The organism is Spirillospora sp. NPDC052242, assembly GCF_040679555.1.
Taxonomy (GTDB): Bacteria; Actinomycetota; Actinomycetes; order Streptosporangiales; family Streptosporangiaceae; genus Spirillospora.
Map to the genome: position 1 here is coordinate 89,361 of NZ_JBFAUZ010000010.1, position 24,718 is coordinate 114,078.

General features: G+C 69.1%; 18 protein-coding genes and 2 tRNA genes. 12 read left to right on the forward strand and 8 right to left on the reverse strand.

Annotation, left to right across the window (positions count from 1 at the left end; all coding sequences use genetic code 11):
• The first annotated feature begins 5 nt into the window (after positions 1-5).
• Complete coding sequence (locus tag AB0L25_RS10795) at positions 6-386, forward strand: DUF4357 domain-containing protein (RefSeq protein WP_500170753.1); 381 nt, start codon at positions 6-8, stop codon at positions 384-386.
• Between the two features lie 9 nt (positions 387-395).
• Here AB0L25_RS10795 and AB0L25_RS10800 read toward each other — a convergent pair whose 3' ends face one another.
• From AB0L25_RS10800 to AB0L25_RS10810, 3 genes are read right to left on the reverse strand one after another with little or no spacing between them, the layout of a single operon-like run.
• Positions 396-2,063 carry a DUF262 domain-containing protein gene (locus AB0L25_RS10800; RefSeq protein ID WP_500170755.1) on the reverse strand — a complete coding sequence of 556 codons (1,668 nt, stop codon included), beginning with the start codon at positions 2,061-2,063 and terminating at the stop codon, positions 396-398.
• Positions 2,064-2,073: 10 nt separating this feature from the next.
• On the reverse strand, positions 2,074-3,021 hold the full coding sequence (locus AB0L25_RS10805; RefSeq protein ID WP_500170757.1) for a hypothetical protein: 948 nt from the start codon (positions 3,019-3,021) through the stop codon (positions 2,074-2,076).
• Positions 3,011-4,270, reverse strand: a complete 1,260-nt coding sequence (locus AB0L25_RS10810) for an AAA family ATPase (protein WP_500170759.1) — start codon at positions 4,268-4,270, stop codon at positions 3,011-3,013. The genes AB0L25_RS10805 and AB0L25_RS10810 overlap by 11 nt, the downstream gene beginning before the upstream one ends.
• Positions 4,271-4,351: 81 nt before the next feature.
• Here AB0L25_RS10810 and drmA point away from each other — a divergent pair, with 81 nt between their 5' ends.
• The 5 genes from drmA (at position 4,352) to AB0L25_RS10835 (ending at position 12,823) form a co-directional block, all read left to right on the forward strand.
• Entirely contained in the window at positions 4,352-7,849 is a 3,498-nt protein-coding gene (gene drmA / locus AB0L25_RS10815; protein WP_500170761.1) for a DISARM system helicase DrmA, read from the forward strand.
• The gene (gene drmB / locus AB0L25_RS10820) at positions 7,846-9,672 is read left to right on the forward strand and encodes a DrmB family protein (RefSeq protein ID WP_500170763.1); all 1,827 of its coding nucleotides are present in this window, start codon (positions 7,846-7,848) and stop codon (positions 9,670-9,672) included. The genes drmA and drmB overlap by 4 nt, the downstream gene beginning before the upstream one ends.
• Positions 9,669-10,463 (forward strand): DISARM system phospholipase D-like protein DrmC, encoded by a 795-nt coding sequence (drmC, locus tag AB0L25_RS10825; protein WP_500170765.1) that lies wholly within the window; start codon positions 9,669-9,671, stop codon positions 10,461-10,463. The genes drmB and drmC overlap by 4 nt, the downstream gene beginning before the upstream one ends.
• Before the next feature lie 306 nt (positions 10,464-10,769).
• Entirely contained in the window at positions 10,770-12,215 is a 1,446-nt protein-coding gene (locus AB0L25_RS10830; protein ID WP_500170766.1) for an ImmA/IrrE family metallo-endopeptidase, read from the forward strand.
• Positions 12,212-12,823, forward strand: a complete 612-nt coding sequence (locus AB0L25_RS10835) for a hypothetical protein (RefSeq protein ID WP_500170768.1) — start codon at positions 12,212-12,214, stop codon at positions 12,821-12,823. Before AB0L25_RS10830 ends, AB0L25_RS10835 begins: the two co-directional genes overlap by 4 nt.
• On the opposite strand, the gene AB0L25_RS10840 is transcribed toward AB0L25_RS10835, so the two are convergent.
• The 3 genes from AB0L25_RS10840 to AB0L25_RS10850 all read right to left on the reverse strand — a co-directional run bounded on the left by AB0L25_RS10840 (position 12,728) and on the right by AB0L25_RS10850 (position 14,038).
• Positions 12,728-13,780, reverse strand: coding sequence for a tyrosine-type recombinase/integrase (locus tag AB0L25_RS10840; protein WP_500170770.1), 1,053 nt, complete (start codon positions 13,778-13,780; stop codon positions 12,728-12,730). The two genes, AB0L25_RS10835 and AB0L25_RS10840, sit on opposite strands and share 96 nt — an antisense overlap.
• An 86-nt stretch (positions 13,781-13,866) precedes the next feature.
• Positions 13,867-13,940 (reverse strand) — tRNA-Phe (locus tag AB0L25_RS10845).
• Positions 13,941-13,960: 20 nt separating this feature from the next.
• Positions 13,961-14,038 (reverse strand) — tRNA-Asp (locus AB0L25_RS10850).
• 193 nt (positions 14,039-14,231) lie between these two features.
• Between AB0L25_RS10850 and AB0L25_RS10855 the strand changes: the two genes are divergently transcribed.
• The 3 genes from AB0L25_RS10855 to AB0L25_RS10865 all read left to right on the forward strand — a co-directional run bounded on the left by AB0L25_RS10855 (position 14,232) and on the right by AB0L25_RS10865 (position 18,368).
• Entirely contained in the window at positions 14,232-15,620 is a 1,389-nt protein-coding gene (locus AB0L25_RS10855) for an amino acid permease (RefSeq protein WP_500170772.1), read from the forward strand.
• Positions 15,621-15,647: 27 nt separating this feature from the next.
• A complete protein-coding gene (locus tag AB0L25_RS10860) occupies positions 15,648-17,258 on the forward strand; it encodes an adenylate/guanylate cyclase domain-containing protein (protein WP_500170774.1) in 1,611 nt (536 codons plus the stop codon).
• 180 nt (positions 17,259-17,438) lie between these two features.
• Positions 17,439-18,368 carry a glycerophosphodiester phosphodiesterase gene (locus AB0L25_RS10865; RefSeq protein ID WP_500170776.1) on the forward strand — a complete coding sequence of 310 codons (930 nt, stop codon included), beginning with the start codon at positions 17,439-17,441 and terminating at the stop codon, positions 18,366-18,368.
• Here AB0L25_RS10865 and AB0L25_RS10870 read toward each other — a convergent pair whose 3' ends face one another.
• Positions 18,369-19,268: a LysR family transcriptional regulator gene (locus AB0L25_RS10870; protein ID WP_500170778.1), complete on the reverse strand. Its 900-nt coding sequence runs from the start codon at positions 19,266-19,268 to the stop codon at positions 18,369-18,371.
• Between the two features lie 205 nt (positions 19,269-19,473).
• Here AB0L25_RS10870 and AB0L25_RS10875 point away from each other — a divergent pair, with 205 nt between their 5' ends.
• Positions 19,474-20,817: a sensor histidine kinase gene (locus tag AB0L25_RS10875; protein ID WP_500170780.1), complete on the forward strand. Its 1,344-nt coding sequence runs from the start codon at positions 19,474-19,476 to the stop codon at positions 20,815-20,817.
• 129 nt (positions 20,818-20,946) lie between these two features.
• Here AB0L25_RS10875 and AB0L25_RS10880 read toward each other — a convergent pair whose 3' ends face one another.
• A complete protein-coding gene (locus AB0L25_RS10880) occupies positions 20,947-22,341 on the reverse strand; it encodes a cyclic nucleotide-binding domain-containing protein (protein WP_500170782.1) in 1,395 nt (464 codons plus the stop codon).
• A gap of 776 nt (positions 22,342-23,117) precedes the next feature.
• Here AB0L25_RS10880 and AB0L25_RS10885 point away from each other — a divergent pair.
• Both AB0L25_RS10885 and AB0L25_RS10890 read left to right on the forward strand, forming a co-directional pair.
• Entirely contained in the window at positions 23,118-23,990 is an 873-nt protein-coding gene (locus AB0L25_RS10885) for a helix-turn-helix domain-containing protein (protein WP_500170784.1), read from the forward strand.
• 253 nt (positions 23,991-24,243) lie between these two features.
• Positions 24,244-24,456, forward strand: coding sequence for a DUF397 domain-containing protein (locus AB0L25_RS10890; protein ID WP_500170786.1), 213 nt, complete (start codon positions 24,244-24,246; stop codon positions 24,454-24,456).
• Positions 24,457-24,718 lie beyond the last annotated feature (262 nt).

The window sequence follows — 24,718 nt, forward strand, 5'->3', positions numbered from 1 at the left end:
GCGGCATGCCCACGATCCGCATCGATGCTGATGTCTACGCCTGGCTGGAGAAGCAGGCCGTCGGCTTCGACGACCCCAACAGCGTTTTGCGCCGCCTGGCGGGTCTGGACGGCAAGGCGGAGCCGCAGGCCGAGGGCGAGGAGGAAGGAAAGCTTCTCCCGCTGATCAAGGCCGGACGGCTCAAGGCAGGTGACACGCTCGTCTGGCACCGTCCCCGCAAGAACGAGACCCACCACGCCACAGTCACCGAGCGCGGCTGCATCCGTCTCGCCGACGGCCGGATCTTCACCCAGCCGTCACCGGCTGCGGTCGCACTTGCCGGGCAGCAGACCAACGGCTGGGACGCCTGGGAGGCCGACGGCGTCAAGCTCAACGACCTCAAGTGAGGTAGGGCCTCACCCGGTGTCGATGTCGGGCTCGCTGTCCCACTCCAGGGCGGCGGCGAGCCCGTACCGGGTCATGAACGCCCGCTCGCGGTCGGCGAGGAAGTCGCGGCGGGACTTGATGAAGCCCTCCTCGTCTCCGGCCACGAGCAGATCCATCGCTTCCTTCGGTATCCCGTGGCCGGCGAGCACCTGGTCACGGATGCCGTCGGGGAGATCGAGCAGAGTTCTCTTGACCGACACTCCCGGCTCCGTCGTCATGATGACCCGGTTCGCCGGGCTCGACGTGGCGGGCAGGCCGCGCTTGCGGACGATGTGCCGGTAGGCCGCGGTGGCTTCGTGGGCCAGGATGTCCACGCCCTTGAGCTCGCTGCCGTCGGCCGCCAGCCGGTCGGGGAACTCGCGCAGCTCCCAGATGATGAAGGCGCGGACACGTGCGCTGCGCAGATCGAAACGGCTCGGGAAGGGCTGGGCCCGGACGTCCGCCGGAGTGATCGAGCCTCCGTCCTTCGCGAACCGCCTCATCTGCTGGATCGCCTGCTTGATCTGCGTTGTATTGGCCCCCGCGAAAAAGCCCGACCAGGACGTCACCCAGAACCATCGTGCCAACTCCGAGAGCTGGCGCGCGCTCGGTTCAGGGCATTCGTGGAAGAACGTCACGAGCAGCATCAGCTGGGCGTCATAGGGGATCAGCCGCGCCAGCGGCACCCCGACCGTGTCGCGGAGGAAGACCACGGCCCGGATCAGCCCCTCCTGGGTGGCCTCGGCGGAGTCGCCGAGGCCCTCCTGGATGCGCTTGGCCAGCACCTCCCAGCGGGCCTCCTGGACGTTGTCCTCTCCGGCGACCGCGAGGACGGCCCGGAAGAGCGCGTCGGAGGAGACCTCGCCGAACCCGGTGTCGGCGACCTGCTCGACCATCCCGTCGAGGCGCTCCGCGAGGGTCGGCCCCTCGCCCTTGCGGTAGGTCAGCGCCGAGACCATCTCGGTCGGGCGCATCGCCTGCCCGGTGCTGTTGACCCGTGAGAACACCTCCACGGCGTTGGTGAGGTCGCCGCCCACGAGCCGGACGACCGAGATGCGGTACGACCGGATCCGCTGGGCGATGACCTCGGCCTCCCTGATCAGCCGATCGGGATCCGCTCCCTCCGGAGGGTCGTCGAGCAGCGCCCGGGAGAAGCTCAGGAACTCCATGGTCCGCAGGACAGAGCGAAGCGGGAGGTAATGCGAGGGCGGAGGCATGGCGGACTTCCAATGCCGGTAACGGTTCAGGCCGTCGTCGGTCTCTCCCAGGGTCCGGTAGGGCCACCACATCCAGTCCCGCTGTTCCGCCGAACGGGCGAGGGCTTCCGGGCGTCGCAGGGTCCCGTAGAGCGCGGAGAGACGCTGATGGCCGTCCAGCACATAGGAGACCGCGGAGCCCGCTGCGGGCTCCCCAGGCGGCTCGATGCCGCCGATGCTCTCGAAAGTGGTGTACTCCTCGTGGGTCTCCCAGAAGAGCAGGCTGCCGATCGGGTACCCCCGCTCGATGCTGTCGAACAGGTCGAGAATCTGCTGCGGTCGCCAGACGAACGGACGCTGGAACCGGGGAACCCGCAGTTTTCCCTGGTCGATCAGCGTCATCAGATCCTCCATGAGGAGGATCTCCGGCTTGACGGTGATCTCGTGCTCGTCGGCGGCCATGAACCCATCCCTACAGGATCTCTCGGAGCATCGCGAGAAGGTTGCGCAGCTCGTCGGGCACGGCCTCGCCGACGTCGCGGGCGAGGTCGGCGCCGGTGAGGCGGTCGGCCATGGACTCGAAGGCGGTCAGCAGATCCCGGCCGAAGCCGTCCTCGAGCCCGGCGACCGTCCTGGGGTCGGCACCGGCGAACAGCTCCCGCTGCTTCTCGGGGACTCCGTTGGTCCTCCTGAAGCCGTGCTTCATGTCGAAGTGCCCGCGCTGGTCATGGTCCAGCTTCTTGAGATGGTCGAGCCGCGCCGACGACGTACGGAACGGTCTCACCGCCTGCAGCACCCTGTTGGGCACGTAGTTCTCGGCCTCGCGCAGGGTCAGCACATGAACCCGCAGGCCCAGCGCCCGCAGCTCCGCAATGATGTGACGGTTCTTCTCGGGGGTGCCCGGCGTCCACCGGTCGCTGTCGAGCAGCGCCGCCGCGCGCTTGACCCGGTGGAAGGAATCGTGTTCCTCTCGAGCCCTCCGGTAGATGTCTGTGCCGCCTCCGTGTCCGAGTTCCAGCCAGCGTTTGTCGATGGCCTCCAGGATGTCCGAGGCTCCGAAGACCTTGGCGATGGCTTTGACGAAGCTCTTATCGGACCCGTCGTTCTCGACCACGAGGACGGCCGGGCGGTCGAGGTCCTCGACATGCTCCTTGAAATCCTCAGGAGAGACCCGCACCGGCGCCGGAGTCGCCGGCGTGCTGTAGGCGTGCTGCTGCTGGGACGCCTTCCGGACGAGTTGCTTGTACGCCGGTACGCGCGGCGGGGCCATGTGCCGTTCGACGAAGGACTCTGCGGCCTTGACGTGCAGCGGGGCGATCACCCACAAATGCCGTTTCTTATTGAAATGTCCGAGGAGGGTCGAGATCTCGTCCGCGGGCTCGTCCATCTCGAGGGCCGCTGCCGTCAGCTCAACCCGCATCGCTCTCCAACCGCGTCTCCTGGGCCTCGGCGAGGGCCCGCACCTCTTCGAACCCCTCCTCGAAGATCCCTTCCGGCCAGTAGTCCACGTTGCCGAGCAGGTCGACGTTGATCCGGCGGATCGTCGAGAACTCGCCGCCATCGTCGGTGAAGTAAAGCGCCAGCCGTCTCGCGTCCAGAGCGCCCTCCGCGACGCGGCGTCGCAGCCGCAGCAGGAAGGGCTCGCTGTGCGTCTCCACCAGGAACCGGACCGGGCCCGTGTCGATGGCCCTGATGTAGAGGTCGGCCAGGATGGCCTGTGCGGACGGATGGAGGTGGAGCTCGGGCTCTTCGACGACCTCCAGCACATCCTGATCAGGCGGGGACAGTTCGTCCTGCGCCCTGCGTACCAGGAACGGCAGGATCTGGGAGATGCCGGTTCCGGCGTCGGTGGCCGGGACCCACAGGTCGGTCTTCTCCCGCGACCGCAAACCCACCGCGAAGCCGTCCAGGAGAGGCTGGACCTCCAGTTCCCACGCCGGTAGCGGAGTACGGAGATACTCGTTGATCTTCTTGATCAAACGGCCCTTCCGGCGCACGTGATCGAAGGCCAGGATTTCTGCCGTGCGGCTGCCGAACTCGTCATGGTCGGGTTCCCGGGCCGGGAGACGCACCAGTCGCTTCGGCTTGAAACGGAACGGCCCGAGGTGACGGACGTGGTCGAAGGACGAGCGGATGCGCGCCGCGTCGAACCATCCCGTGCCGTCACCGTCCGGTAGCTCTGTCGGCAGCAGGCCCTTGAAGTCCATCGAAACGGTCGAGCGGCGGCCCGGCCTGCGGTAGACCTGCTGATCCAGCTCCTCCCCGGCACTCCCGAAAACCCACGTATAGGACGCATCGTCCTCTCCCGAGCGCAGCGACCACTCCATGACCCGCTGGCTGTACAGCTCGGGGACGTTCTGAACCGTGGCGTCGAGCGTGTACTTCTCGCCCTCCGGACCGGTCAGCCCGAGGCCCACCGAGATGTTGCCCAGGTCCAGCCGCCGGTGGACGAGGTCGATGAAGTCGGGCGCGTCGTCACCGAACTGTTCGAGGTCGAGAGGCACAGGGTGGTCGTTGCGAATTCCGCTCTGCAAGATGAGGGGCGCCCGGACCAGTGCGCTTTTGCCCGAGTTGTTCTTCCCTAGCACCACGGTGATCGGGCGCAGCTCGACGTCCTGCCGCTCGGCGAAGCACCGGTAATTGCGAAGCGAGAGATTTACCAGGGCCATACCTGCAGACCCTAACGGGCCGGTCCGCTGTGAACAGCGGGAACGAGGACGTTCGTCCGACCAGCACCCTAAAGTGCTGCCATGACCGACCAGCCCCCGCTGACCGTGCCAGACGCCGCCGCGATCCGCGACGAGCTGACCGAGCTCGTCTGCAACGACCTGCACGGCCCGGCGGCGGGGGAGGACGAGGAGTTCACCGAGCGGCCGACGGACCGCTACCTGCTGGGCCGGCTGGCGCCCAACGGGGCCACGGTCGATCCCGGGGAGCACGATTCGCTGGCCGACGTCGAACCCGACACCGAATCCGAGCCCGACCAGAACGCACCCAACGTCCCCAGCATGTTCCCCTCCTCCTACGGCTTCACGGCGCACGTCGCGGGCGACGTCGACCGCCTGACCGTGACGGCCGAATGGGCACGGTACGTCCGGGCCCGTTCGGCCGCCGAGGAACGCGCCGGAGAGCTGGTGTGGCGGCGGGAACCGATGGCAGGAGCCGTCACCCTTCCGCTCCGCTCGGGCAAGGTGAAGCCGCAGCCGCTCACCGACGACCAGCCGGAGGTCGTGGTGCGCGGGCGGGTCCGCAAGCACGACGGCAACTGGCTGGTCACGCTGTTCCTCGTGAACGCCCAGCGAGGCGACGTGAGCCGCGGCGACGCGTGGGTGTTCCAGGCCCGGATGTGGGCGGACGCGCCGGGCGACGCGGCGGTGTTCGTGCGGCGCCCCGTCCGGACGGCGGGCGGGGACCCGGCCGACCAGGCCGAACGGCGCCGGCTCGCGATGTCCTACCGATTCTGCCCCGAGTTCGCGACCGGCCACGGCGTCGCCGTCCGCGCCGAGCAATCACCCCGCGACCCGATGCGGGCCGTCCGGATCTCCACTACCGCCGTCCCGGTTTACGAGGTACCGGCCACCGACGTTCCCCACGCGGACACCGACCCCGACCTTCCGGAGCTGGCCGACCTGAAGGTCGACATGAAGCAACTCGCCGGGATGGACGCCGACGAGCTCCGGGCCGCCCTGTCGCCGCTGGTGGACGGGTACCGGGCCTGGCTCGGCAGGAAGGCGGACTCCATCGCGGACCCGGCCGCCCGGCTCACTGGCCACGAAGACGAGGCGCGGCGCAACCTCGCCGACGCGCGGCGCGCCGCCGACCGGATCGAGGCCGGCATCGCGCTGCTCGCCGAGGACGGCGACGCCCGGCGCGCGTTCGCGTTCGCCAACGCGGCCATGCACCTGCAGCGCGTCCACACCATCGCCGCTGCGGAACGGCGCCGCAGGCCCCGGCTCCCGCTGCCGGAGGCGCTGCGGGAGGCCGACCTCGTCCGCAATCGCAGCTGGCGCCCGTTCCAGCTCGCCTTCATCCTGCTGAACCTGCCGGCGCTCGCCGACCCGCTTCACCCGGAGCGCAGCGGCCGGGACGAGTCCGTGGCCGACCTGCTGTGGTTCCCCACCGGCGGCGGCAAGACCGAGGCGTACCTCGGGCTGACCGCGTTCACCCTCGCCATCCGGCGGCTCCGCCCGGACTTCGGCGGACACGACGCGGAGAGCGGCGTGGCGGTGCTCATGCGATACACGCTGCGGCTGCTCACCATCCAGCAGTTCCAGCGGGCCGCGGCCCTGATCTGCGCCTGCGAGCGGCTGCGCCGCGACGGCGAGGAAAGGTGGGGGCGGACGCCGTTCCGGCTCGGCCTTTGGGTGGGCGGCCGGGTCACCCCGAACCGCACCGACCAGGCGAACGAGTGGGCCAAGGACCAGCGCCGCACCGGCCGTCCCCGGCACGTGACCGGGTCCCCGCACCAGCTCACGTCCTGCCCATGGTGCGGGACGGCCGTCGAGGCGGGCCGCGACATCGAGGTCGACACCGTCCGCCGCCGCACCCTGATCCGCTGCTCCGACTTCGACTGCGAGTTCCACGCCTACGCCGGAGACGGCGACGGCCTGCCGGTCGTCGTCGTGGACGAGGAGATCTACCGGCTCGGCCCGGCGTTCGTCATCGCCACCGTCGACAAGTTCGCCCAGCTCCCGTGGGTCGGAGACACCCAGACTCTGTTCGGGCGCGCGGAGCGGCGCTGCGAGCGGCACGGCTTCGTCACCCCCGACCTCGCGGAGGTGTGCTGCGAGGGGCACACGAGCCACCAGCGCACCGGTCCGCTGCCGGCCGCGCGGCACGTCCCGGTGCCGCCGGTGCGGCCACCCGACCTGATCATTCAGGACGAGCTGCACCTGATCTCCGGGCCGCTCGGCTCGCTCGTCGGCCTGTACGAGACCGCCGTGGACCGGCTGTGCACCTGGGAGGCGTCCGGCGGCCGCACCGTCCGGCCCAAGGTGATCGCCTCCACGGCGACGGTACGGCGGGCCGACCGGCAGCTCTCCGCCCTCTTCGACCGGGCGCGTACCGAGATCTTCCCACCGCCCGGGCTCACCGCCGACGACAACTTCTTCGCCCGCCAACGGCCGAGTGAACCGTCCCCCGGCCACCAGGGGGTGGTCAAGCCCGGCCGCCGCTACGTCGGCGTCTGCGCGCACGGCGTCCGCATCAAGTCCACCCTCATCCGGGTCTACGTGGCGGTGCTCGCGGCCGCACAGGCACTGCATGACAAATACGGGCAGAACCTCGTCACCGACCCGTACATGACCCTGGTCGGCTACTTCAACAGCCTCCGCGACCTCGGCGGAATGCGACGCCTGGTGGAGGACGATGTCTCCACGCGTCTGGCCCGCGCCGATCAACGCGGCCTGGCCCGCCGTTACGACCCGAAGCTGCGCGAGCTGACGTCCCGACTCTCGTCCGGCGACATCCCCGAAGTACTCGCCGAGCTGGAGCTGCGGTTCGGCCCCCGCGCCAAGGGCGAGCGGAGGCCGATCGACGTGCTGCTGGCCACCAGCATGATCTCGGTCGGGGTCGACGTCTCCCGCCTCGGCGTCATGGTGGTCGCCAACCAGCCCAAGTCCACCGCCGAATACATCCAGGCCACCAGCCGCGTCGGCCGCGAGGACCCCGGCCTGGTGTTCACCGTCTACAACTGGGCGCGCCCCCGCGACCTGTCGCACTACGAGAAGTTCGAGCACTTCCATGCCACCGTCTACCAGCACGTCGAGGCGCTCTCGGTAACCCCGTTCGCCTACCGGGCCGTCGACCGGGGCCTGACCGGCGTCCTCGTGGCGCTCGTCCGCGGCCTGGAACCGGCGTTCAACGCCAACGACGCCGCCCGGCTGTTCGGCCGGGAGAGCAAGCTCGCCGACCACGTCGTGAACGTGATCCGGCGGCGCGCCCGCGACGTCCTCGGCAACGCGCGGGATGCCGTCGACGTCGAGCGCGAGCTCGACACCCGCCTGGACTACTGGGCCCGCGAGCGCACCGTCCCCGAACGCGTCCTCGGCTACCGGACCCCGCGCCGCTCCGACGCGGTCGCGGGACTGCTGCGGCAGCCGGACGGCGCCCCGTGGACCAAGACGACATGCCCGACCTCCTTGCGCGACGTCGAACCGGGCGTCCGGCTCCTGCTCCTCGACCAGTACGACCTCGGCGGCGCCGACGCGCCGCCCTTCCAGCCCGTCCCCCGGGAGGAGCAGGCATGACCATGCGCGTTGGCGAGCTGCGCCCCAACCAGCTCCTGCACACCTACGGCGTCGGCGCCGTGGCCGACCTGCCCAACCTTTCGGTCGTCCTGATGGGCCTGGAGTTCTGGGATGACCCGCAGGCGCGAGTCCTCACCGAGGACCGGCTGCTGGCCGCCGTCCGCCGCAAACTCGGGCCGCAGGTCGAGACGCTGCGCACCCCGCCGTACACGCCGGAGGACGCGGGCGACCCGTTCGGCGAATGGACCAGGGTCGGGGTGCCGGTCGCCGCGTTCCCCCGCTACCTGCGCTGCACCGACCTGCGTTGCAACCGCCTCGCCTCGATCGACTCCCGGCTGTTCGAGTTGGTGCCGAGCGCGTTCTCTCCCGACAAGGTTCGCTACGTGCACAACTGCCGGGGTGTCGGCAACCGGCGACCCACCGCGGTTCCCGCCCGGTTCGTCCTCGCCTGCACCCAGGCGGGCCACCTGGACGACTTCCCCTGGTTGTACTTCGCGCACCGCGGCGTGCCCCCGGAAGACGGCGACCACACGCTCCGGCTCGGCGAACGCGGCACCGGCGGCGAGGCCGCCAACGTCTTCGTCGCGTGCTCGTGCGGCGCGAGCCGCACCATGGCGGAGGCGATCGGCCTCGCGGGCGAGCGGAACCTGCCCGCATGCCGGGGCCGCCACCCTCACCTCGGCACCTTCGAACCGTGCGGCCTGCCGACCCGGACGCTCGCGCTGGGCGCGACCAACGGCTGGTTCGCCATGCAGATGCGCGTGTTCAGCCTCCCCAAGGCCGACAACGACCTCGCCCAACTCGTCGCCGACCTCTGGGACGACCTCGATCTGCTGCCTCACCTCGATGAGCTCGCCGCCCGGAAGCTCCTGCCGAAGCTGAGTGTGTGGCCCGAGCTCCAGGTGCACGGGGCCGAAGCGGTCCTGCGGGCCGTCCGGGACCGCGCCGACCAGGGTGGGGATCAGCAGGCCGACGAGGACGAACTCGACCTCGCCGGGCCGGAGTGGGCGGCCTTCACCCACGACGAGGACGTTGATCTGCCCGACTTCACCACGCGCCGGGTGAGCGTCCCGTCCAGCGAACGGAATTTGCTGGAGCGGGTCACGCTCGTCCCGAGACTCCGCGAGGTCGCGGCCCTCTACGGCTTCACCAGGATCGACGCCCCCGAATGGGATGTCGTCTCCACCGACGACAACCGCCGCGCCCGGCTCTCCAGGGACGCCCCGACGTGGGTGCCCTGTGCGGAGATGCGCGGGGAAGGCATCTTCCTGAAGTTCAAGGAGGAGCGCCTCGCCGCGTGGGAGGAACGCCCCGAGGTCAGGGAACGGGAGAAGATCCTTCGGGAGGCCCACGACGCCTGGCGGGCCGCCCGTGGGCTGGAGCCCGGCCACTGGCCCGGGATCCGCTACGTCATGCTGCACACGTTCGCCCACACGCTGATCCGGGAGTTCTCCCTGGAAAGCGGCTACAGCGCCACAGGCATTGCCGAGCGCGTCTACGCCCGCGCCGCCGAACCGATGGCCGGCGTCCTGCTCTACACCGCAGCCCCTGACAGCGAGGGCACGCTCGGCGGCCTGGTCTCGCTCGGACACGCCGACCGCCTCGGTCCCCTGATCCGGCAGGCGCTCGACGCGGCCCGGCTCTGCAGCTCCGACCCCCTCTGCTCCGAGCATGATCCCCGCCACCACGGCCGCCTCTACGGCGCGGCGTGCCACGCGTGCCTGTTCGCCGCCGAGACGTCCTGCGAACGCGGCAATCACTACCTCGACCGTGCCCTGGTCACCGACACGATCACCGGAAGCCAGTACGGCTTCTTCCGATGACCGGCGACCTGCCGTCCATCATCGCCGCCACCGCCGCCGAACTCGCACCGGGGCACCTGGCGGCGTGGTGCCGCGTCCTGCGCACCACCGAGCGTCCGTCCGCATCGGTGGAGGCCGCCCTGCTGGAGGCCCGGCCGGGCTACGCGCTGGGCGGCATCGCACGCAGGCTGGTCAGCGCGTGGCGACACTCCGGAGCAACCGGCGAGTCCGTCGCGCTCGCCCTCGAAACCGCCGGCGTGATCCGCCGCGAACAGTCGGCGCACAGGAGCACGGTCGTCGCCAGCGGTCCGCTGAGTGACGCGGTCCCGGTGCGGCTCACCAGCCAGGTCGCCCTCGAGGTCGTCCGCGAGGCCACGACCTCCCTGCTGATCGTCAGCTTCGCTGCACACGGCGTGGCAGAGATCGTCACCGAGCTGGCCTGGGCCGCTGAGCGGGGAGTCCGCGTCGACCTCGTCCTCGAGACATCGATGGCCGATGGCGGCACGCTGGACGGCCCCGGCGCGGCCGCCGCATTCCGGACTCTGCGCGGCCGGGACGGCGTTCGGTTCTGGCACTGGCCCCGAGAACGGCGGCCGGTCCTCGGCCGGTCTCGCGCCTCCTTGCACGCCAAACTGATCGCCGCAGACGAACGGAGCGCGCTGCTGGGCAGCGCCAACCTCACCGACCGGGCGCTGGCGGAGAACCTGGAGATCGGCGTGGTCCTGCGCGAGCCGTCCGCCGTGCGAAGCCTCGTCCGCCACTTCCGAGCCCTGATGCGTCCTGTCACCGGCCCGCTCGTCCCGCTCCCGTGACCGCGTTCCGCATCTGAGGACGCAGCCGACCTTTTGCCGTCAATGTGATCGTAGTGGTCGTCTCCTGATGCTCGTTGTAGAACAGGAACCGTCCGCCCTTCTGGAACGTCTTATCGCTATGCTTAAGCGATGAGGTGATCGAAAGTGCGCGTTACAACGCGGGACACACTGGATCCTGCGGGGCGTCGTGTGGACGTGTACCTGCGACCGGAACGGATCTCCATCCTAGTCATGGAGAGTGATCCAAGCTCTTCCATAGAGCACTTGCGAAGAGTGGCCTATGAAGTAATGATCAACCTTGCTAAGGTGAGCGCGAAGCGGCTACGTGAGCGCGACCTGACGATCTTTTTCTGTGAATGGACTACCTCTTTCGGGCAAGCGTGTCGAGGAATCGCACTCCCGTCGAATCCGGCGGCGAATTTATTTAACATGTTCCGAAGTCATTTCGACAATATCGTTGGCGTCATTGAGGTGGGGGACGGCAATCCTCGCGACGTCGGAGCGACCCCTTTACTGCGGTATTGTTACGGCAACATAATTGCCTACGCGGACCTATTTGATGACATATCGGAGATCCTTCAGTTGGGAAAAGGATTTGAAGTCCGGAGTGCCATCTTCAAGGATGTCGCAAAGCGAAATGACACGCCCGGCTGGGCACTTCCTGAGGTGGCACATAGGCGACGGTTGCCCTGTCGACACGCCATAGATGACTGGGATGATCTTCGCCGCGAAATCCTTCTATTCGTTTATGAAATGATTTCCAATGGAAGCTATCAATGGCTGCGCAGGGAAACTCGCGAAGGATTTGGAATAAAAGTTGAAGAACGGGCGGTATCAACAGCCGGCCGGTTCGGGGCTCTCAGTCTGGACTGGATAGCCGAGGATCTGACTTTCGAGATCGTGATATCGATTAATAGGGATCTATCGACCGCCTACAAATATGTGGTACTCGCGCACGAACTTGCTCATACTGTGCTGCACCTGCCGTTGCTTTTTATCGGGCAGCTTGCAGAGCAGATGTCATGGCTACATCCCAGCATCCTGGATGTGGTTGAGCGACGCATCTCGACTGTATTCGGTGATCGTTCAATATTGGAAAAGGATGCCAATAGGCTGGCAAGTTATATGCTCGTTCCGCCAAGAATTGACCCCGATGCATTGGCGCAGAGGACTCTAGAGGAGGGGCTCCCCCTTGAATCCAATGAAATGCTCTGGCGCCTTTTTCAACACTCCTTTCCGGAGGCGCGAATAAAAGAGTATTCGTGGCGCAATTTGGAGGAATTGAAAAAGCGTGCCCGGCTTGAGATTTCTAAGATTGAGGGACTCGAAGACGTTGCACCAGAGTCGTTGTATGCCCTTATGTTGGAGGCGACTCTGGGTCGATCCTCGCCGGATGCTCAGCATTGGCGCCAGGTAGTAGATGAAGGCATCCACAAAGTCTTCGATATGCCGAACCTGGATGCAGTTCCCGTAGCAAAAGCTAGCGTGGGCGCGCATGTCCCGATTGCCGTCGACGGGCCGAGTCGGGAGCGACGTATCGTCGGGCCACTCGCAGGCGCGAACCCGTTCGCTGTTCGAATGCCACTGGTCCCGGCTTCCCGCGGTGGCAAGTGGATAAGCGTAATCAATACAGCGGCGCCACCTCGACCGCTCGAGGAGTGGTGTCGAGATTATCCAGAACTGGCCATGGTGCTGTACCCAGACAAGTCTGCCCCATCGTTTCCAGTCGCTACGTTCAAGGAGCGCCAATGACGGAAGAGTTCGTTCTGACTCCAGAGACTTTCCTCCGAGTTTTGGGTCTATCGGAAATCGAAAGGGAGTTGCGTTCGCCTGGTGATCGAGAATTGTTGTTTGAGGCAACCGTAGACCTAGCGCGTGACAGTGGGTTGATAGTAGGAGGCCTGAGTGAGGTGTCGGTTTCCACTTCACTCGATTTTCGTATTCCAGGAACGGGGATCGTTGTCCGACTGTCGCGCTGGGAACAAGGTGAGCTGACCGGTGCGATCACTGCTGCAGCGATGGTTATCGGAACGAGCAATATGGATCCAAAGGCACTGACAGCGGTTGGCATCGTGGCTTTGAGTACCCGTATATCGCGCCTCAAGGTCGAGCATGGGGAGCGGTCGATCGTGGAAGTGTTGCCTAAAGCTGACCGGCCAACAGGTGCAGCCATCACCATGCTTCTACATGGAAACCCTTGCCGGCATCCTGAATCAGGCTGTCGCTTCCGTGACACGGATGGTGGGCACTGTACAATCAATCGGTCACAAGTGGAGGAAACGGCGCGTCATCTTGTGGAGCGTGGCGTACTTAGGATCAAAAATGCGGTGGATCCGCAAGAGTATGCGATTGTTTTGTAATCCTCTGGACGAAACCAGCGCCACCGTTCGGCCACCGTAAGGGAGTTGGCGCGGTCGGGCACACCGCCGGCCGTAGCGGCGGAGCATCTGGGGTGATGACCAGCCGTTGAGCTCCATGAGGTCGCCTTCGGCGCCGCCCTTGTCGAGCCAGGTGTGGGAGAAGTGGTGGCGGAACTTGTGCGGGTGGACGGCGACGCCGCATGCTTCGCCGCGGCGGACGACCATCTGGTAGATGCCGTTGGCGGTCATGGGCTGGCGGTTGTTGGTGCCCAGCCACAGGCGGCGGCTGGACGCGTACGTGTGCTTGTTGCGGATACGGATGTAGCGGTCGATGGCTCGGGCCGACGGGTGGCCGAAGCGGACGATGCGCTGCTTGTTGCCCTTGCCGTGGACGAGGAGTTCGCGGCGCATGAGGTCGAGGTCACTGCGGTCGGGTTCGTCGGGGTCGTAGGTGATGCCGGCGAGTTCGGACAGGCGCAGGCCGGTGGCCTTGAAGAGGGTGAGGATCGCGTAGTCGCGGCGTTGGGTGAAGGTCTTGCCCTCGCAGTGCTTGAGGAGCTTGGCGAGTTCCTCGTCGGTGAAGACCGGGACGACCTTCTCGCCGACCGAGGGCGGGCGGAGCTTGGCCATCGGGTCGGGGAGTTCTTCGTCGGTGGACCACCATTTGAAGAACTGCTGGAGGGCTCGGTACTGGTTGTTCGCGTAGCTGTCCGAGTACTGGTCCAGGAGATGGACGATCCACGCGCGGACGTCGTCGGGCGTGACGTCTTCCCAGTCGGAGTGCTCGGGGTTGCGGCGGAGATGTGCGGCTGCGAACCATTGCGCCGCTTCGGCGTAGGTTCGGACCGTCTTGGGGGACTTCCCCTCAGCGTTGAGGTGGAGGATGAACGAGTTGATCGCGGCCTGGAAGGTGCCTGCTCGGAGGTCCTTCGGACGCCGCGTACGGGCGGTACCCATCAGGAGAAAGTTTTCCTCTGTTCAAGCGGTGTACACCGACGGTGATCAATCCGTTACCGGTGTTCTCGCTGGTCAGAGGGTGAAGGTGGGCAGGGGCGGGGTCGAACCGCCGACCTTCCGCTTTTCAGGCGGACGCTCGTACCGACTGAGCTACCTGCCCATGACGTGCTGTCGCACGTCTGGCGGTCCTGACGGGATTTGAACCCGCGGCCTCCACCTTGACAGGGTGGCGAGCACTCCTAACTGCTCCACAGGACCTTGCGTGTCCGAGCCTAGTGGCTCGGGCGGTGTGTCCGGGCCGGTTTTCCCGGTCCTTGGCGACGTCCGAGAGCATACGCGATGCCCGAGGGTGGCGCCAACTCGGTTGTCGGGAGTGCCGGGGCGCGTGGTGGGGATGGTGGTCGGGGGGTTCGTGCGCCGGGGGTGCGGACCGGACGAGAGGGGTGGGGGGTTGGCCGACGGCGGGGGGTACCAGCGGGGGCTGGGCACGCGGCAGATCCAGATGCTGGCGATCGGCGGGACGATCGGGACGGGGCTGTTCCTCGGGGCGGGGGCGAACATCGCGAAGGCGGGGCCGAGCCTCGTGGTGGCGTACGCGTTCGCGGGGTTGATGTTGTTCTTCGTCATGCGGGCGCTGGGGGAGCTGCTGACGCATCGGCGGACGGAGGGGGGATTCGCGGGGTATGCGCGCGAGTTCCTGGGGCCGTTCTGGGGTTATGCGACGACCTGGACGTACTGGGTCATCTGGGTCACGACGGGGATGGCGGAGCTGACGGCGGCGGGGCAGTACGTGCAGAAGTGGTGGCCCGGGGTCGAGCAGTGGCAGACGGCCCTCGTGGCGTTGGTCGTGTTGTTCGTGGTCAACCTGATCTCGGTGAAGCTCTTCGGGGAGCTGGAGTTCTGGTTCGCGATGATCAAGGTCGCGGCGATCGTGATGATGATCCTCGTGGGGGTGGGCGTGCTGGCCTTCGGGTTCGGGGACGCCGGGGAGTCGGCGGGCGTGTCGAACCTGTGGGCGCACGGGGGGTTCTTCCCCGAGGGCGGCGGCGCGATGTTGATGACGCTGCAGATGGTGGTTTTCGCGTATCTGGGCGTCGAGTTGGTGGGCGTGACCGCGAGTGAGGCGAAGGATCCGGAGCGGAACATCCCGCGGGCGATCAACGCGCTGCCGGTGCGGTTCGCGCTGTTCTACCTGGGGTCGCTGCTGGTGATCCTGGCGGTGGTGCCCTGGACGGCGTTCAAGGGGGGCGCGAGCCCGTTCGTGCTCGCGTTCGACCGGATCGGCATTCCGGGCGGTGGGGACATCGTCAACTTCGTGGTGCTGACGGCGGCGCTGTCGTCGTGCAACGCGGGCGGGCTGTACTCGACGTCGCGGATGCTGCGGACGACGGGGGTGAACGGGGACGGGCCGCGGGTGCTCGCGCGGTTGAACGGGCGCGGGGTGCCGGTGCTGACGGTCGTCATCTCGGCGCTGGTGATGGGCGTGGGCGTCGTCATCAACGCGGTCGCGCCGGAGAAGGCGTTCGCGTACATCACGTCGGTTTCGACGGGCGGGATCATCCTGGTGTGGTCGGTGATCGTCGTGGCGCATCTGGTGTACCGGCGGCGGGTGGAGGTGCGGTCGTCGTACCGGATGCCGTGGGCGCCGTACTCGAACTGGGCCGTGCTGGGGTTCTTGGCGTTCGTGGTCGGGACGATCGCGTGGGACGCGGACACGCGGGTGGCGCTGTACGTGATGGCCGCGTGGGCGGCGGTGGTGGTCGCCGGGTGGGCGTTCGTGCGGCGGTCGTCGGGACGGGTCGCGGCGCCGGTGCCGGCGGAGGAGAGCGGCGTGGGATGATCCGGATGGACGTCCGGGGAGGCCCACGTGAGCCGCAGGAGCATGCTCGAGATGCGCGTGCGGTGGGTCCTGCTGGTGGTGGTGGGCGTCGCGAACGCGGTGGGCGGTCTGGTGGTGCTGCTGTTCGCGACGTTCGTGGTGCCCGATCCGCCGCTGGACGATCCGGACCACGTGCATCTCGTGAACGCGGTGGCGTTCTTCAGCTATCCGGTCGTCGCCGTTCCCGGGGCGCTGCTGCTGGGGTTGTGGCTGTGGCGGCCGGTGGTCCGGCTGGTGCGGGACGGCGGGCCGCCCGACCGTGAGCAGAAGCGGGCGGTGCTGCTGGGGCCGCTCCGGCTGACGCTGCTGGTCGGGGGCATGTGGGGGGTGGGGGCCGCCGGGTGGGCGGTGCTGGATCTGGTGCTGTTCACCGGACGGCTCGCGGTGAAGACCGGGCTGACGTGTTTGCTGGGTGCGGCGACGACGTGCACGATCGTGTACCTGCTGTCGGAGCGGCTGCTGCGGCCGGCGGCGGCGCTGGTGCTGGCGGCGGAGCCGCCGCGGCGGTTCCGGCTGCCGGGCGTGACGACGCGGGTGATGCTGGCGTGGGCGCTCGGGACGGCGATCCCGGTGTTCGGGCTGATCTGCGTGGCGATCGCGGCGCTGGCGGCGCCGGACATCGACGTGACGCGGCTGGCGATCTCGATCCTGGGGCTGGGCGGCGCGGCGCTGTTCGCCGGGATGTACGTGACGTACATGGCGACGCGGGCGATCGCGGACCCGATCAAGTCCGTGCGGACGGGCATGGCGCACGTCGAGCGGGGCGACCTGCAGGCGGTCGTCCCGGTGTACGACGCGAGCGAGGTCGGGCAGCTGCAGGCGGGGTTCAACCACATGGTGGCGGGGCTGCGCGAGCACGAGCGGCTCCGGGACCTGTTCGGCCGGCACGTCGGGGAGGAGGTCGCGGACCTCGCGCTCGAACGCGGTGACATCACGCTGGGCGGTGAGGTCCGCGAGGTCGCGGTGCTGTTCGTCGATCTGGCGGGGTCGACGCGGCTCGCGGAGACGCGGGGGCCGGACGAGGTGGTGGGGCTGCTCAACCGGTTCTTCGGGGTCGTGGTGTCGGTGGTGGCGGCGCACGGGGGCTGGATCAACAAGTTCGAGGGGGACGCCGCGCTCGCGATCTTCGGGGCGCCGAGCGAGCTGGAGGACGCGGCGGGCGGGGCGCTCGGCGCGGCGCGGGAGCTCGCGGTGCGGCTGCGGGCGGACGTGCCGGAGCTCGACGCGGGGATCGGGGTGTCGGCGGGGCAGGTCGTCGCGGGGTACATCGGCGCGGAGCAGCGGTTCGAGTACACGGTGATCGGCGATCCGGTGAACGAGGCGGCGCGGCTCAGCGATCTGGCGAAGGTGGCGCCGCGGCGGGTGCTGGCGTCGGGGACGGTGCTGGGCCTCGCGCACCTGGTGGAGGCCGGGCACTGGGACCTCGGCAAGCCGGTGACGCTGCGTGGACGGACGCGCCCGACGCGGCTCGCGGTGCCGCGCCCGCCGGAGGTGCCGGAGCAGCCGGGGCGGCGGCGGAGGCGGCGGGCGCTGCGGGGCGCGTTCGTCCTGGTGAACCGGCCGTCGCGGGCCCGTGCGGAGCCTGAAGAAGCCGAGTGACCTTGGTGCGCGTCGCGCACCGTGTCTCCCTCGTGTCCCTCGAAGCCGATGCGTATTGTCACCCTCCGTACACGCTCCGCTACCGTGTCGTCACGTCGCGGACATTCGGCGGGCCCAGTGTCGAAAGCGGACGAGTCGCCCCGGCTTCGAGAGGTGAAGATGTTCGGACGGAAGCGTCTGATGGTCACCGCGGTCGTGTCCGCGGCGGTGGTCGTGGGACCCGCGGCGCACGCCGAGGCGGACCCGCAGCCGCCTCTCTCCCAGCCCGCCGCGCCGGAGCCCCGGCCGCGGGGCGTCCCCGTGCTCCGGGCGGTCCCCGAGGTGCTGGTCGAGGACGAGCCGGTCGGTGTGGCGCACCGCGGGGCGTCCGACGCCGCGCCGGAGAACACCGTGGCGGCGTTCCGGGCGGCCGCGCGCATGGGCGCGGACATGTTCGAGCTCGATGTCCAGGAGACCAAGGACCACAAGCTCGTCCTGCTGCACGATTCCACGCTCGCGCGGACGACGAACGTGGAGGAGGTCTTCCCTAAGCGGAAGCCTTGGAAGGTCTCCGACTTCACCTTGGCGGAGGTAAAGCGCCTGGACGCGGGCTCCTGGTTCGGCAAGCGCTACGCGAAGGAGCGCGTCCCGACGCTGCCGGAGGTGATGCGGGAGATGCGCGGCAGCGGCCTGGGGATGCTCGTGGAGCTGAAGAACCCGGCGAAGTACCCGGGGGTGGAGAAGCGCGTCGCCGAGGCGCTGCGGAGCGACGCGTACTGGACGAGCCCGGACTCGCGCCGGCTGGTCGTGCAGTCGTTCGACTGGGCGGCCGTCCGCCGCTTCCACGCGATCATGCCGCGCGTGTCGACCGCGCTGATCGGCAGGCCGAAGGCGTCGTCGCTGCGCGGGCACGCCGAGTACGCCGACCAGATCAACCCGAACCACCGCGAATTGACCGCCGCGTACGTCAAGAAGGTGCACGCCGCCGGCATGGACGTGCTGACCTGGACGGTCAACGACGCGGCGAGCATGCGGAAGGCGCTCGGCCTCGGGGTGGACGGCGTCATCACCGACCGGCCGGACGTGTTCCGCGAGGTCCTGTCGGCCCGCGCGGGCGCCGCGGCCGCCTGATCAGCCGGCCGGACGTCCGGACGCCGGAAGCTCGCGGGCGCGGGCCGTCAGGGCGCGCGCGGCGGGACTGCGCGGGCCCTCGGCGCGCCACGCGAGCACGACGCGCCCGCGCAGCCGGGGCCGGACGATCGGCAGGACGTGCAGGCCGTCGGCGAACGCCCGCGCGGCCGACTCGGGGACGACGGCGACGCCGAGGCCGCGCGCGGCGAGTTCGGCGAGGACGGGCGGTTCGCCGGCCTCGAACGCGACCCGGGGCCGGAGCCCGGCGGCGGCGCACGCGCGGTCGAGGACGGCCCGCACGCCCGTCCCGCGCGGCAGGCTGATCAGGGCGTGCTCGGCGAGGGCGCGCAGGGTGATGGTGGCGCGGCCGGACAGCGGGTGGTCGCGGGCCGCGGCGGCGACGAGGTCCTGCTCGAAGACGAGCTCGGTCGCGAGTCCTTCGGGCGGTTCGTCCCCGATGCTGAGGAACGCGAGGTCGACGAGTCCGGCGCGCAGGTGGTCGGCGAGCGTCGCGGAATCGTGCTGCGTGACCGTGATCTCCACGTTCGGGTGGTCGCGGTGGAAATCGGCGAGCATGCCCGGCAGGTCGAGGGCGCTCACCCAGTCGAACGTCCCGATCGTGACGCGCCCGCGCAGCAGGCCCGTCAGCTCGTCCACCGAGCGGCGCGCCCCGTGGACGGCGGCGAGGGCGGCGCGCGCGTAGGGGAGCACCAGCTCGCCGGCCTCGGTGAGCCGGACCGTCCGCGCGGACCGGTCGAACAGCGGCTGCCCCAGCTCGCGCTCGAGCTGCCGGATCTGGGCGCTGACGCCCGGCTGCGCGACGTGCAGCCGGGCCGCGGCCCGGGTGAAACTGGCCTCCTCGGTCACCGCGACGAAGTACTCGAGCTGGCGCAGTTCCATGGGCCCGATGCTAGACAGCGGGGTGCGCGCCCGCGGGCGGCGGCGGTGAAACCGCAGGTCACGGCAGGCTCGGGGTAACCACTTCTTTCTCGTTCCTTTGCCGCGAGTCGCCCGTCCGGAGGACTGGATCCGGCTCTGCGGGTGATTACCTCCCCACCGGGGGGTTCGGGTGTACGGACGGCGCACATGGTCCATACGGGTGCGGATGACCGTCATTGCCGGGACGGTCACCGTCCTCATCTGCGCGATCCTCACCACGCTGATCATCATCGGGGTGCGCGCCCGGGCCGTGGACTACCGGCGCGAGCAGGCCGGCGCGGCGGCGCTGCAGATGGTCTTCCTCGTCAAGCAGGGCCGGGTGCCGCCCCGGCTGAGGTCGCCGCAGCAGGTGGCCATCCAGGTCCTGGACGATCGCGGCCGCATCGTCGCGACGACGCCCGAACTCCAGGGCGGGGGACGGATCGCCCGGTTCGTCCCGGGGCGTTCCAGCGTCTACGCCGTCCGGGAGCTGTGCCCGCCCGTGGGCCTCGAACGCTGCATGGAGGTGGTGGCGTTCCGGATCTACGAACCCGAGGGCGACTGGATCGTGTACGCGGCCGTCCCGGCGACGCCGTGGTACGTGAGCGGCGATCTCGTGACCGTGCTGCTGAGCATGTCGGTGCTCGTCACCCTGCTGGCGTGCCTGCGGACGTGGGGGACCGTGGACCGCACGCTCGTCCCGGTGGACGCCATCCGCGCCGAGCTGACGGAGATCACCGCGAAGAAGTCCGGCCGCCGTGTCACGGTGCCGGAGAACCGCGACGAGGTCCGGCGGCTCGCGGAGGCCGTCAACGCGACCCTGGACCGGCTCGACGCCGCGCTGGAGCGGCAGCGCAGCTTCACCTCCGACGCGTCCCACGATCTGCGCAGCCCCATCGCGGCGGCGCGCGCGCAGATGGAGGAGGCGCTCATGTACCCGGACGAGGTCGACTGGCCGCAGACCGGACGGACGGTGCTGCAGAACCTCGACCGGCTGCAGGCGATCGTCACGGACCTCCTGGAGCTCGCGCGCCTGGACGCCACCGCGTGGCGCGGCGACGAGCTCGTCGATCTGGGGGCGATGGTCACGATCGAGCTGGCCCGGTCGGAACGCTCCAAGCAGGTCGTCCCGCACATCCTGGACGACGTCACGGTGCGCGGCGACCGGCTCCGGCTCGTCCGGCTCTTCACGAACCTCCTCGACAACGCCGAACGGCACGCGGAGTCCCGCATCGACGTGAGCGTCTGGCACGCCGACGGGGACGCGTGCCTGGAGGTCCTCGACGACGGCGCGGGCGTCGCCGTCCAGGACCGGGAGAAGGTCTTCGAGCGGTTCGCCCGCCTCCAGGCGGGCCGGCAGCGGGACGCCGGCGGCACCGGCCTCGGCCTCCCGATCGCCCGCGAGATCGCGCGGGCCCACGGCGGCGACCTGACGATCGAGGACAGCGCCCGCGGCGCCCGATTCGTCCTGCGCGTCCCGCACGAGCAGCGGGACGTTCCGCGGACCGACAAGCGCGACGGGAAGCGCTGACGGCCGGAGGGAACGGCCCGGAAAGCAGAGAACCCCGCGGCGTTCGCGGGGTCGCGGGCCGCGGGGCGGCCGGGGCCGGCGGCCGGGGCGGGCCCGCGCGGGGAGCGGGCACCGGCCGGCCGCGCCGGATCAGGTGACGGCGCGGAACGGGCCACCGGGCAGGTGCATCCAGCCGCTGACCTCCGTCTCCTTCACCTTGCAGGTCATGGGCTCGTAGGCGGCGGCGTCCACGTAGCCGGGGCTGTGCGCGATCACCGACTCGTACACGAACGGCGAGGCGATGAACCCGAGGTCGGCCCCGGTGGCGGCCAGGCGGTCCTTGAACGGGTCGGCGTCCAGCAGCCGGGACGTCTGGATGAGCGGCCAGCCGGAGACGCCGTGGCCGTCGGGGGTGACCGGCCCGACGTGCAGCGCGAGCCGGAGCTGGAAGCGGGCGAGTTCCCCGGCGCGGCTGTTGTGCCGCCGCAGCCGCGCCGCCAGCCAGGTGATCAGCGGATCGACCAGGGACGTCGTCGGCACCTCGGGCGGGACGACGAGCAGCGCGCCGTCGCCGCGGTCCTCGCGGTAGCAGGCGTGCCACGGCACGTTCGACATCGTGAACGCCTCGCGCAGCAGCTCGTACATGGTGTTCTTCACGGCGAGCCGGTCGCCGTCGTCGCGGTGCGCGCGGCTGTAGCCCGCGATGTCGGTGAACATGATGGTGCAGTTCTGCCCGGCCCAGTGCGGCGTCGTCCCGCCCGGCCCCAGGACGGGCTGTGGGCGCGGCCCGTACTGGTGCAGCACGGCGTGGTGGTTCCCGTGGGCGGGCGTGCAGCACGGTGACTGCGGATACGGGACGGCCGGTGGTGCATGCACAGGCATGGCGGGGCCGTGGAGGCACACATGGCCCGCGCAGTCCGCGATGGGTTCCCGGACACCGGGCCCAGCGGGCCAGGGGGCCTCGGACGACCAGGCGGCCTCGGCGGGCCAGGGGGCCCCGGCGGGCCAGGGAGCCCCGGCGGGCCGGGCGGCCTCGCGGGGTTCGGTGAGCCGCGCGTACAGCACGTCCTCCAGGACGGCCAGGACCTGCGGGTGCCGGGTGAGGAAGGCGGCGAACGCCCGCGTCGTCAGGACGAGGGCGTGGACGTCCTCGAGGGCGACGATCGTCGCGGAGCGGGTGCGCAGCCGCACGGACGCGCGCTCGCCGATGATGTCGCCGGGACCCCGGTCGGCGAGGGGGCGCTCGCGCCCGTCGCGCCGGACGCTCACCCGGACCCGGCCGGACCGGATCAGGACGACGTGGTCGGCGATCTCGCCCTCGTGCCAGAGGACCTCGCCGAGCGAGAAGCGGGCGGGCTCGGCCGCCGCGAGGAACCCCGCCTGCTGCGCGGGCGTCAGGGAGCCCCAGAAGCCCCGCCGGGCCACCGGGCCGCCGGCGGGGGGCCGGACGGCGTTCCGTGGCCGATGCCGGACGTCCTTGCGGCGGCGTCCGGGACAGGACGCGGGCGTCGCACCGGGGGCGTGGTCGCGCACGTGCTCGTCCATCGGATCACCTGCCGTGGCGCCGCGGCGGCGCGGGACGCAGGAGCGGGACGGCGATCGTCGGGGGAAGAATCTTGCACGGTGTTGACATGTTTTACCCCTCGAAGGGCGACTCCGTGGCCTTTGCCGGATTCACTCGGGATCGCCGGATGGCTCCGGTCGCGCCGACGGAAGTCGCATCACCTATAGCCCGTACCGCGAGAGCGCGGTTAGACTGGGTGAGTCCGCAGGAAGCGTTTTACCAGGTCAGTACGGGTGTGCTCGCGCAATCGCAGGGCATCCTCGAAAACCGGTCGGACGGTTCCGCGGTCCCGGGAGTCGCTCTCCACTTTCCGTCGATCCTCTTGGCTGCCAACCGGGTGATCGGCGGGAAGTGGGGGCGACTCTTTCTGCTGTTCCGGCCACTGCCGTTTCGGTCTACCGAAATGTCCGTCTCCAGTGTCGCCTCCCGTTGCGTCCCCGTCGTGAGATGCCGCCGGATGCTCGTCGAGCCTTCTGCGGATCCTCACGGTCCGTTCAAGATGTTGCTGTCGTTCTGGCGTGTCCCATCTCGGATGCTGCTAATCTGCTACCTAGCACGCTACAACATAGTCAGCCGACACGCAGCACACTGCCAGCAAGAGATGTGGTCATCCACGACGTTGCGAGGGCGCATGCGATGAGCATCCATCCGGGGTCGGGACGTACATGACTCGTTGGTGTCATGTATTCCGCCAGGTCACGCCGTGCAATGTGGCAGTCGTGCAGCTGGCAACGATTACGCAAAGTGAGCGATCTCGATGACCAGTGATCAGGGGCCGATCGTCCAGAGCGCGTTGTTGCGCACCGAGCTCGTCCGCCTCCGTAAAGAGAAGGGGGTGACCCAGGAGCAGGTGGCGCGGCGGCTCGAATGGTCCCCGTCGAAGCTCATCCGGATCGAGGGCGGCAAGAACGCCATCACCCGCACCGACCTGCAAGCCCTCCTCTCGGTGTACGACGTGACGGCCGAGAGCCGGCAGGAACGCTTGCAGGAACTGGCGCGCGGCGCGCGCGAGCCCGCTTGGTGGAACACCTACAAGGGCGAACTAGAGCCGAGCTATCTGTCGTTCGTGGGCTACTCGGCGGGCGCGTCCTACATCCGCCACTTCCACGGGACGATCGTCCCGGGCCTGCTGCAGACCCAGGAGTACGCCGAGGTGCTCGACACCGGCAGGGTCTCCCCGCAGGCGAAGGCGTTCGGCGTGAAACTCCGCATGCAGCGCCAGCGGGAACTCGCCCGGCGCACGGACCCGCCGCGCCAGCAGTACATCCTGGACGAGGCCGTCGTTCGCCGCCATGTCGGCATCGGCTCGGACCCGGGCATCATGCCCGCCCAGCTCCGGCACATCGCCGACCTGGTGGAAGAGGACGAACGGATCACCGTCCGCATCATTCCCTTCAAGAGCGGCGCCCATCTGGGACTGGACGGCCCGTTCGTGATCCTGGAATTCGACGGCGGGCTGAACGACGTCCTGTACCTGGAGGGCCGTCCCGGAGCCAGCGCGCTCGTCACCGGAGACGACGACAAGATCACGGACTATCGGGACAGTTTCGAGCTCCTTCTGGAGCAGACGCTGTCCGCGGACGAATCCATCGACCTCCTCCGGAAGGCCGCCGAGGACCTGATGGCCTGACCCGCGTCCCCGTTCCGACCCAGCGGAGGTGACCGCCCCGACCATCCATTCCCAAGGCGAGTGGCCGTCATAACACACAGAGTGATCTTGTGTTCCCTTGTAGGCGGGATAACTGGAACCGCTTACACTCGTGATCGGGAAAATTTCCACAAGGTCGTGGTTTGTCGTGCCCAACTTGGCTCGCGCATGGTGGGCGCCCTCGCCCGATCCGCCGGCGAGGCGACGCTCACCGGCACCGGATGGAGGTTGCCGGATGGTCTATCGGTCGTATCGGGGGGAGTCGCTGAACTGGCGCAAGGGCAGTTCGAGTTCGAGCGCCAACGAGTGCGTCGAGGTGGCGGCTGCCGGTCCGTCGGTGCTGGTCCGCGACTCGCGTGATCACGCCGCCGGAATGCTCGAACTCGATTCCGCGCAGTGGCGGAGGCTGGTGAACGCCATCCGCCGCGGGGTTCTCGACGCCCGTTGAGTCACGGAACCCAACGCTCCGAGCTTTCGCGGGAATTGGCGAACATCACGATGAAGTGACCTCTTTACCGGCAGATCTTGGCGAAGGTGACAACGGACTACATCGGTCTCCGTCCCGGGAACGGCCCCGGGGCGGAGCCGCACCCCCGGACGACACCGGCCCCGCGAACGCCCACGATTCACGGCGTCCCTGAGATGCCCCTGACGGCACCCTGATTCGACCCTGAACGCCCTGTCCCGGCGGCGAACCCGCACCTAGCGTG

What these genes read in the sequence shown, in the direction of transcription:
- AB0L25_RS10865 (WP_500170776.1), top strand. Translation starts at nt 17,439, where the DNA reads ATGGTCACCGCGGTCGTGTCCGCGGCGGTGGTCGTGGGACCCGCGGCG.
- drmC (WP_500170765.1), top strand. Translation starts at nt 9,669, where the DNA reads ATGACCGGCGACCTGCCGTCCATCATCGCCGCCACCGCCGCCGAACTC.
- AB0L25_RS10890 (WP_500170786.1), top strand. Translation starts at nt 24,244, where the DNA reads ATGGTCTATCGGTCGTATCGGGGGGAGTCGCTGAACTGGCGCAAGGGC.
- drmB (WP_500170763.1), top strand. Translation starts at nt 7,846, where the DNA reads ATGACCATGCGCGTTGGCGAGCTGCGCCCCAACCAGCTCCTGCACACC.
- AB0L25_RS10795 (WP_500170753.1), top strand. Translation starts at nt 6, where the DNA reads ATGCCCACGATCCGCATCGATGCTGATGTCTACGCCTGGCTGGAGAAG.
- AB0L25_RS10875 (WP_500170780.1), top strand. Translation starts at nt 19,474, where the DNA reads ATGACCGTCATTGCCGGGACGGTCACCGTCCTCATCTGCGCGATCCTC.
- drmA (WP_500170761.1), top strand. Translation starts at nt 4,352, where the DNA reads ATGACCGACCAGCCCCCGCTGACCGTGCCAGACGCCGCCGCGATCCGC.
- AB0L25_RS10805 (WP_500170757.1), bottom strand. Translation starts at nt 3,021, where the DNA reads ATGCGGGTTGAGCTGACGGCAGCGGCCCTCGAGATGGACGAGCCCGCG.
- AB0L25_RS10800 (WP_500170755.1), bottom strand. Translation starts at nt 2,063, where the DNA reads ATGGCCGCCGACGAGCACGAGATCACCGTCAAGCCGGAGATCCTCCTC.
- AB0L25_RS10810 (WP_500170759.1), bottom strand. Translation starts at nt 4,270, where the DNA reads ATGGCCCTGGTAAATCTCTCGCTTCGCAATTACCGGTGCTTCGCCGAG.
- AB0L25_RS10840 (WP_500170770.1), bottom strand. Translation starts at nt 13,780, where the DNA reads ATGGGTACCGCCCGTACGCGGCGTCCGAAGGACCTCCGAGCAGGCACC.
- AB0L25_RS10870 (WP_500170778.1), bottom strand. Translation starts at nt 19,268, where the DNA reads ATGGAACTGCGCCAGCTCGAGTACTTCGTCGCGGTGACCGAGGAGGCC.
- AB0L25_RS10885 (WP_500170784.1), top strand. Translation starts at nt 23,118, where the DNA reads ATGACCAGTGATCAGGGGCCGATCGTCCAGAGCGCGTTGTTGCGCACC.
- AB0L25_RS10835 (WP_500170768.1), top strand. Translation starts at nt 12,212, where the DNA reads ATGACGGAAGAGTTCGTTCTGACTCCAGAGACTTTCCTCCGAGTTTTG.
- AB0L25_RS10880 (WP_500170782.1), bottom strand. Translation starts at nt 22,341, where the DNA reads ATGGACGAGCACGTGCGCGACCACGCCCCCGGTGCGACGCCCGCGTCC.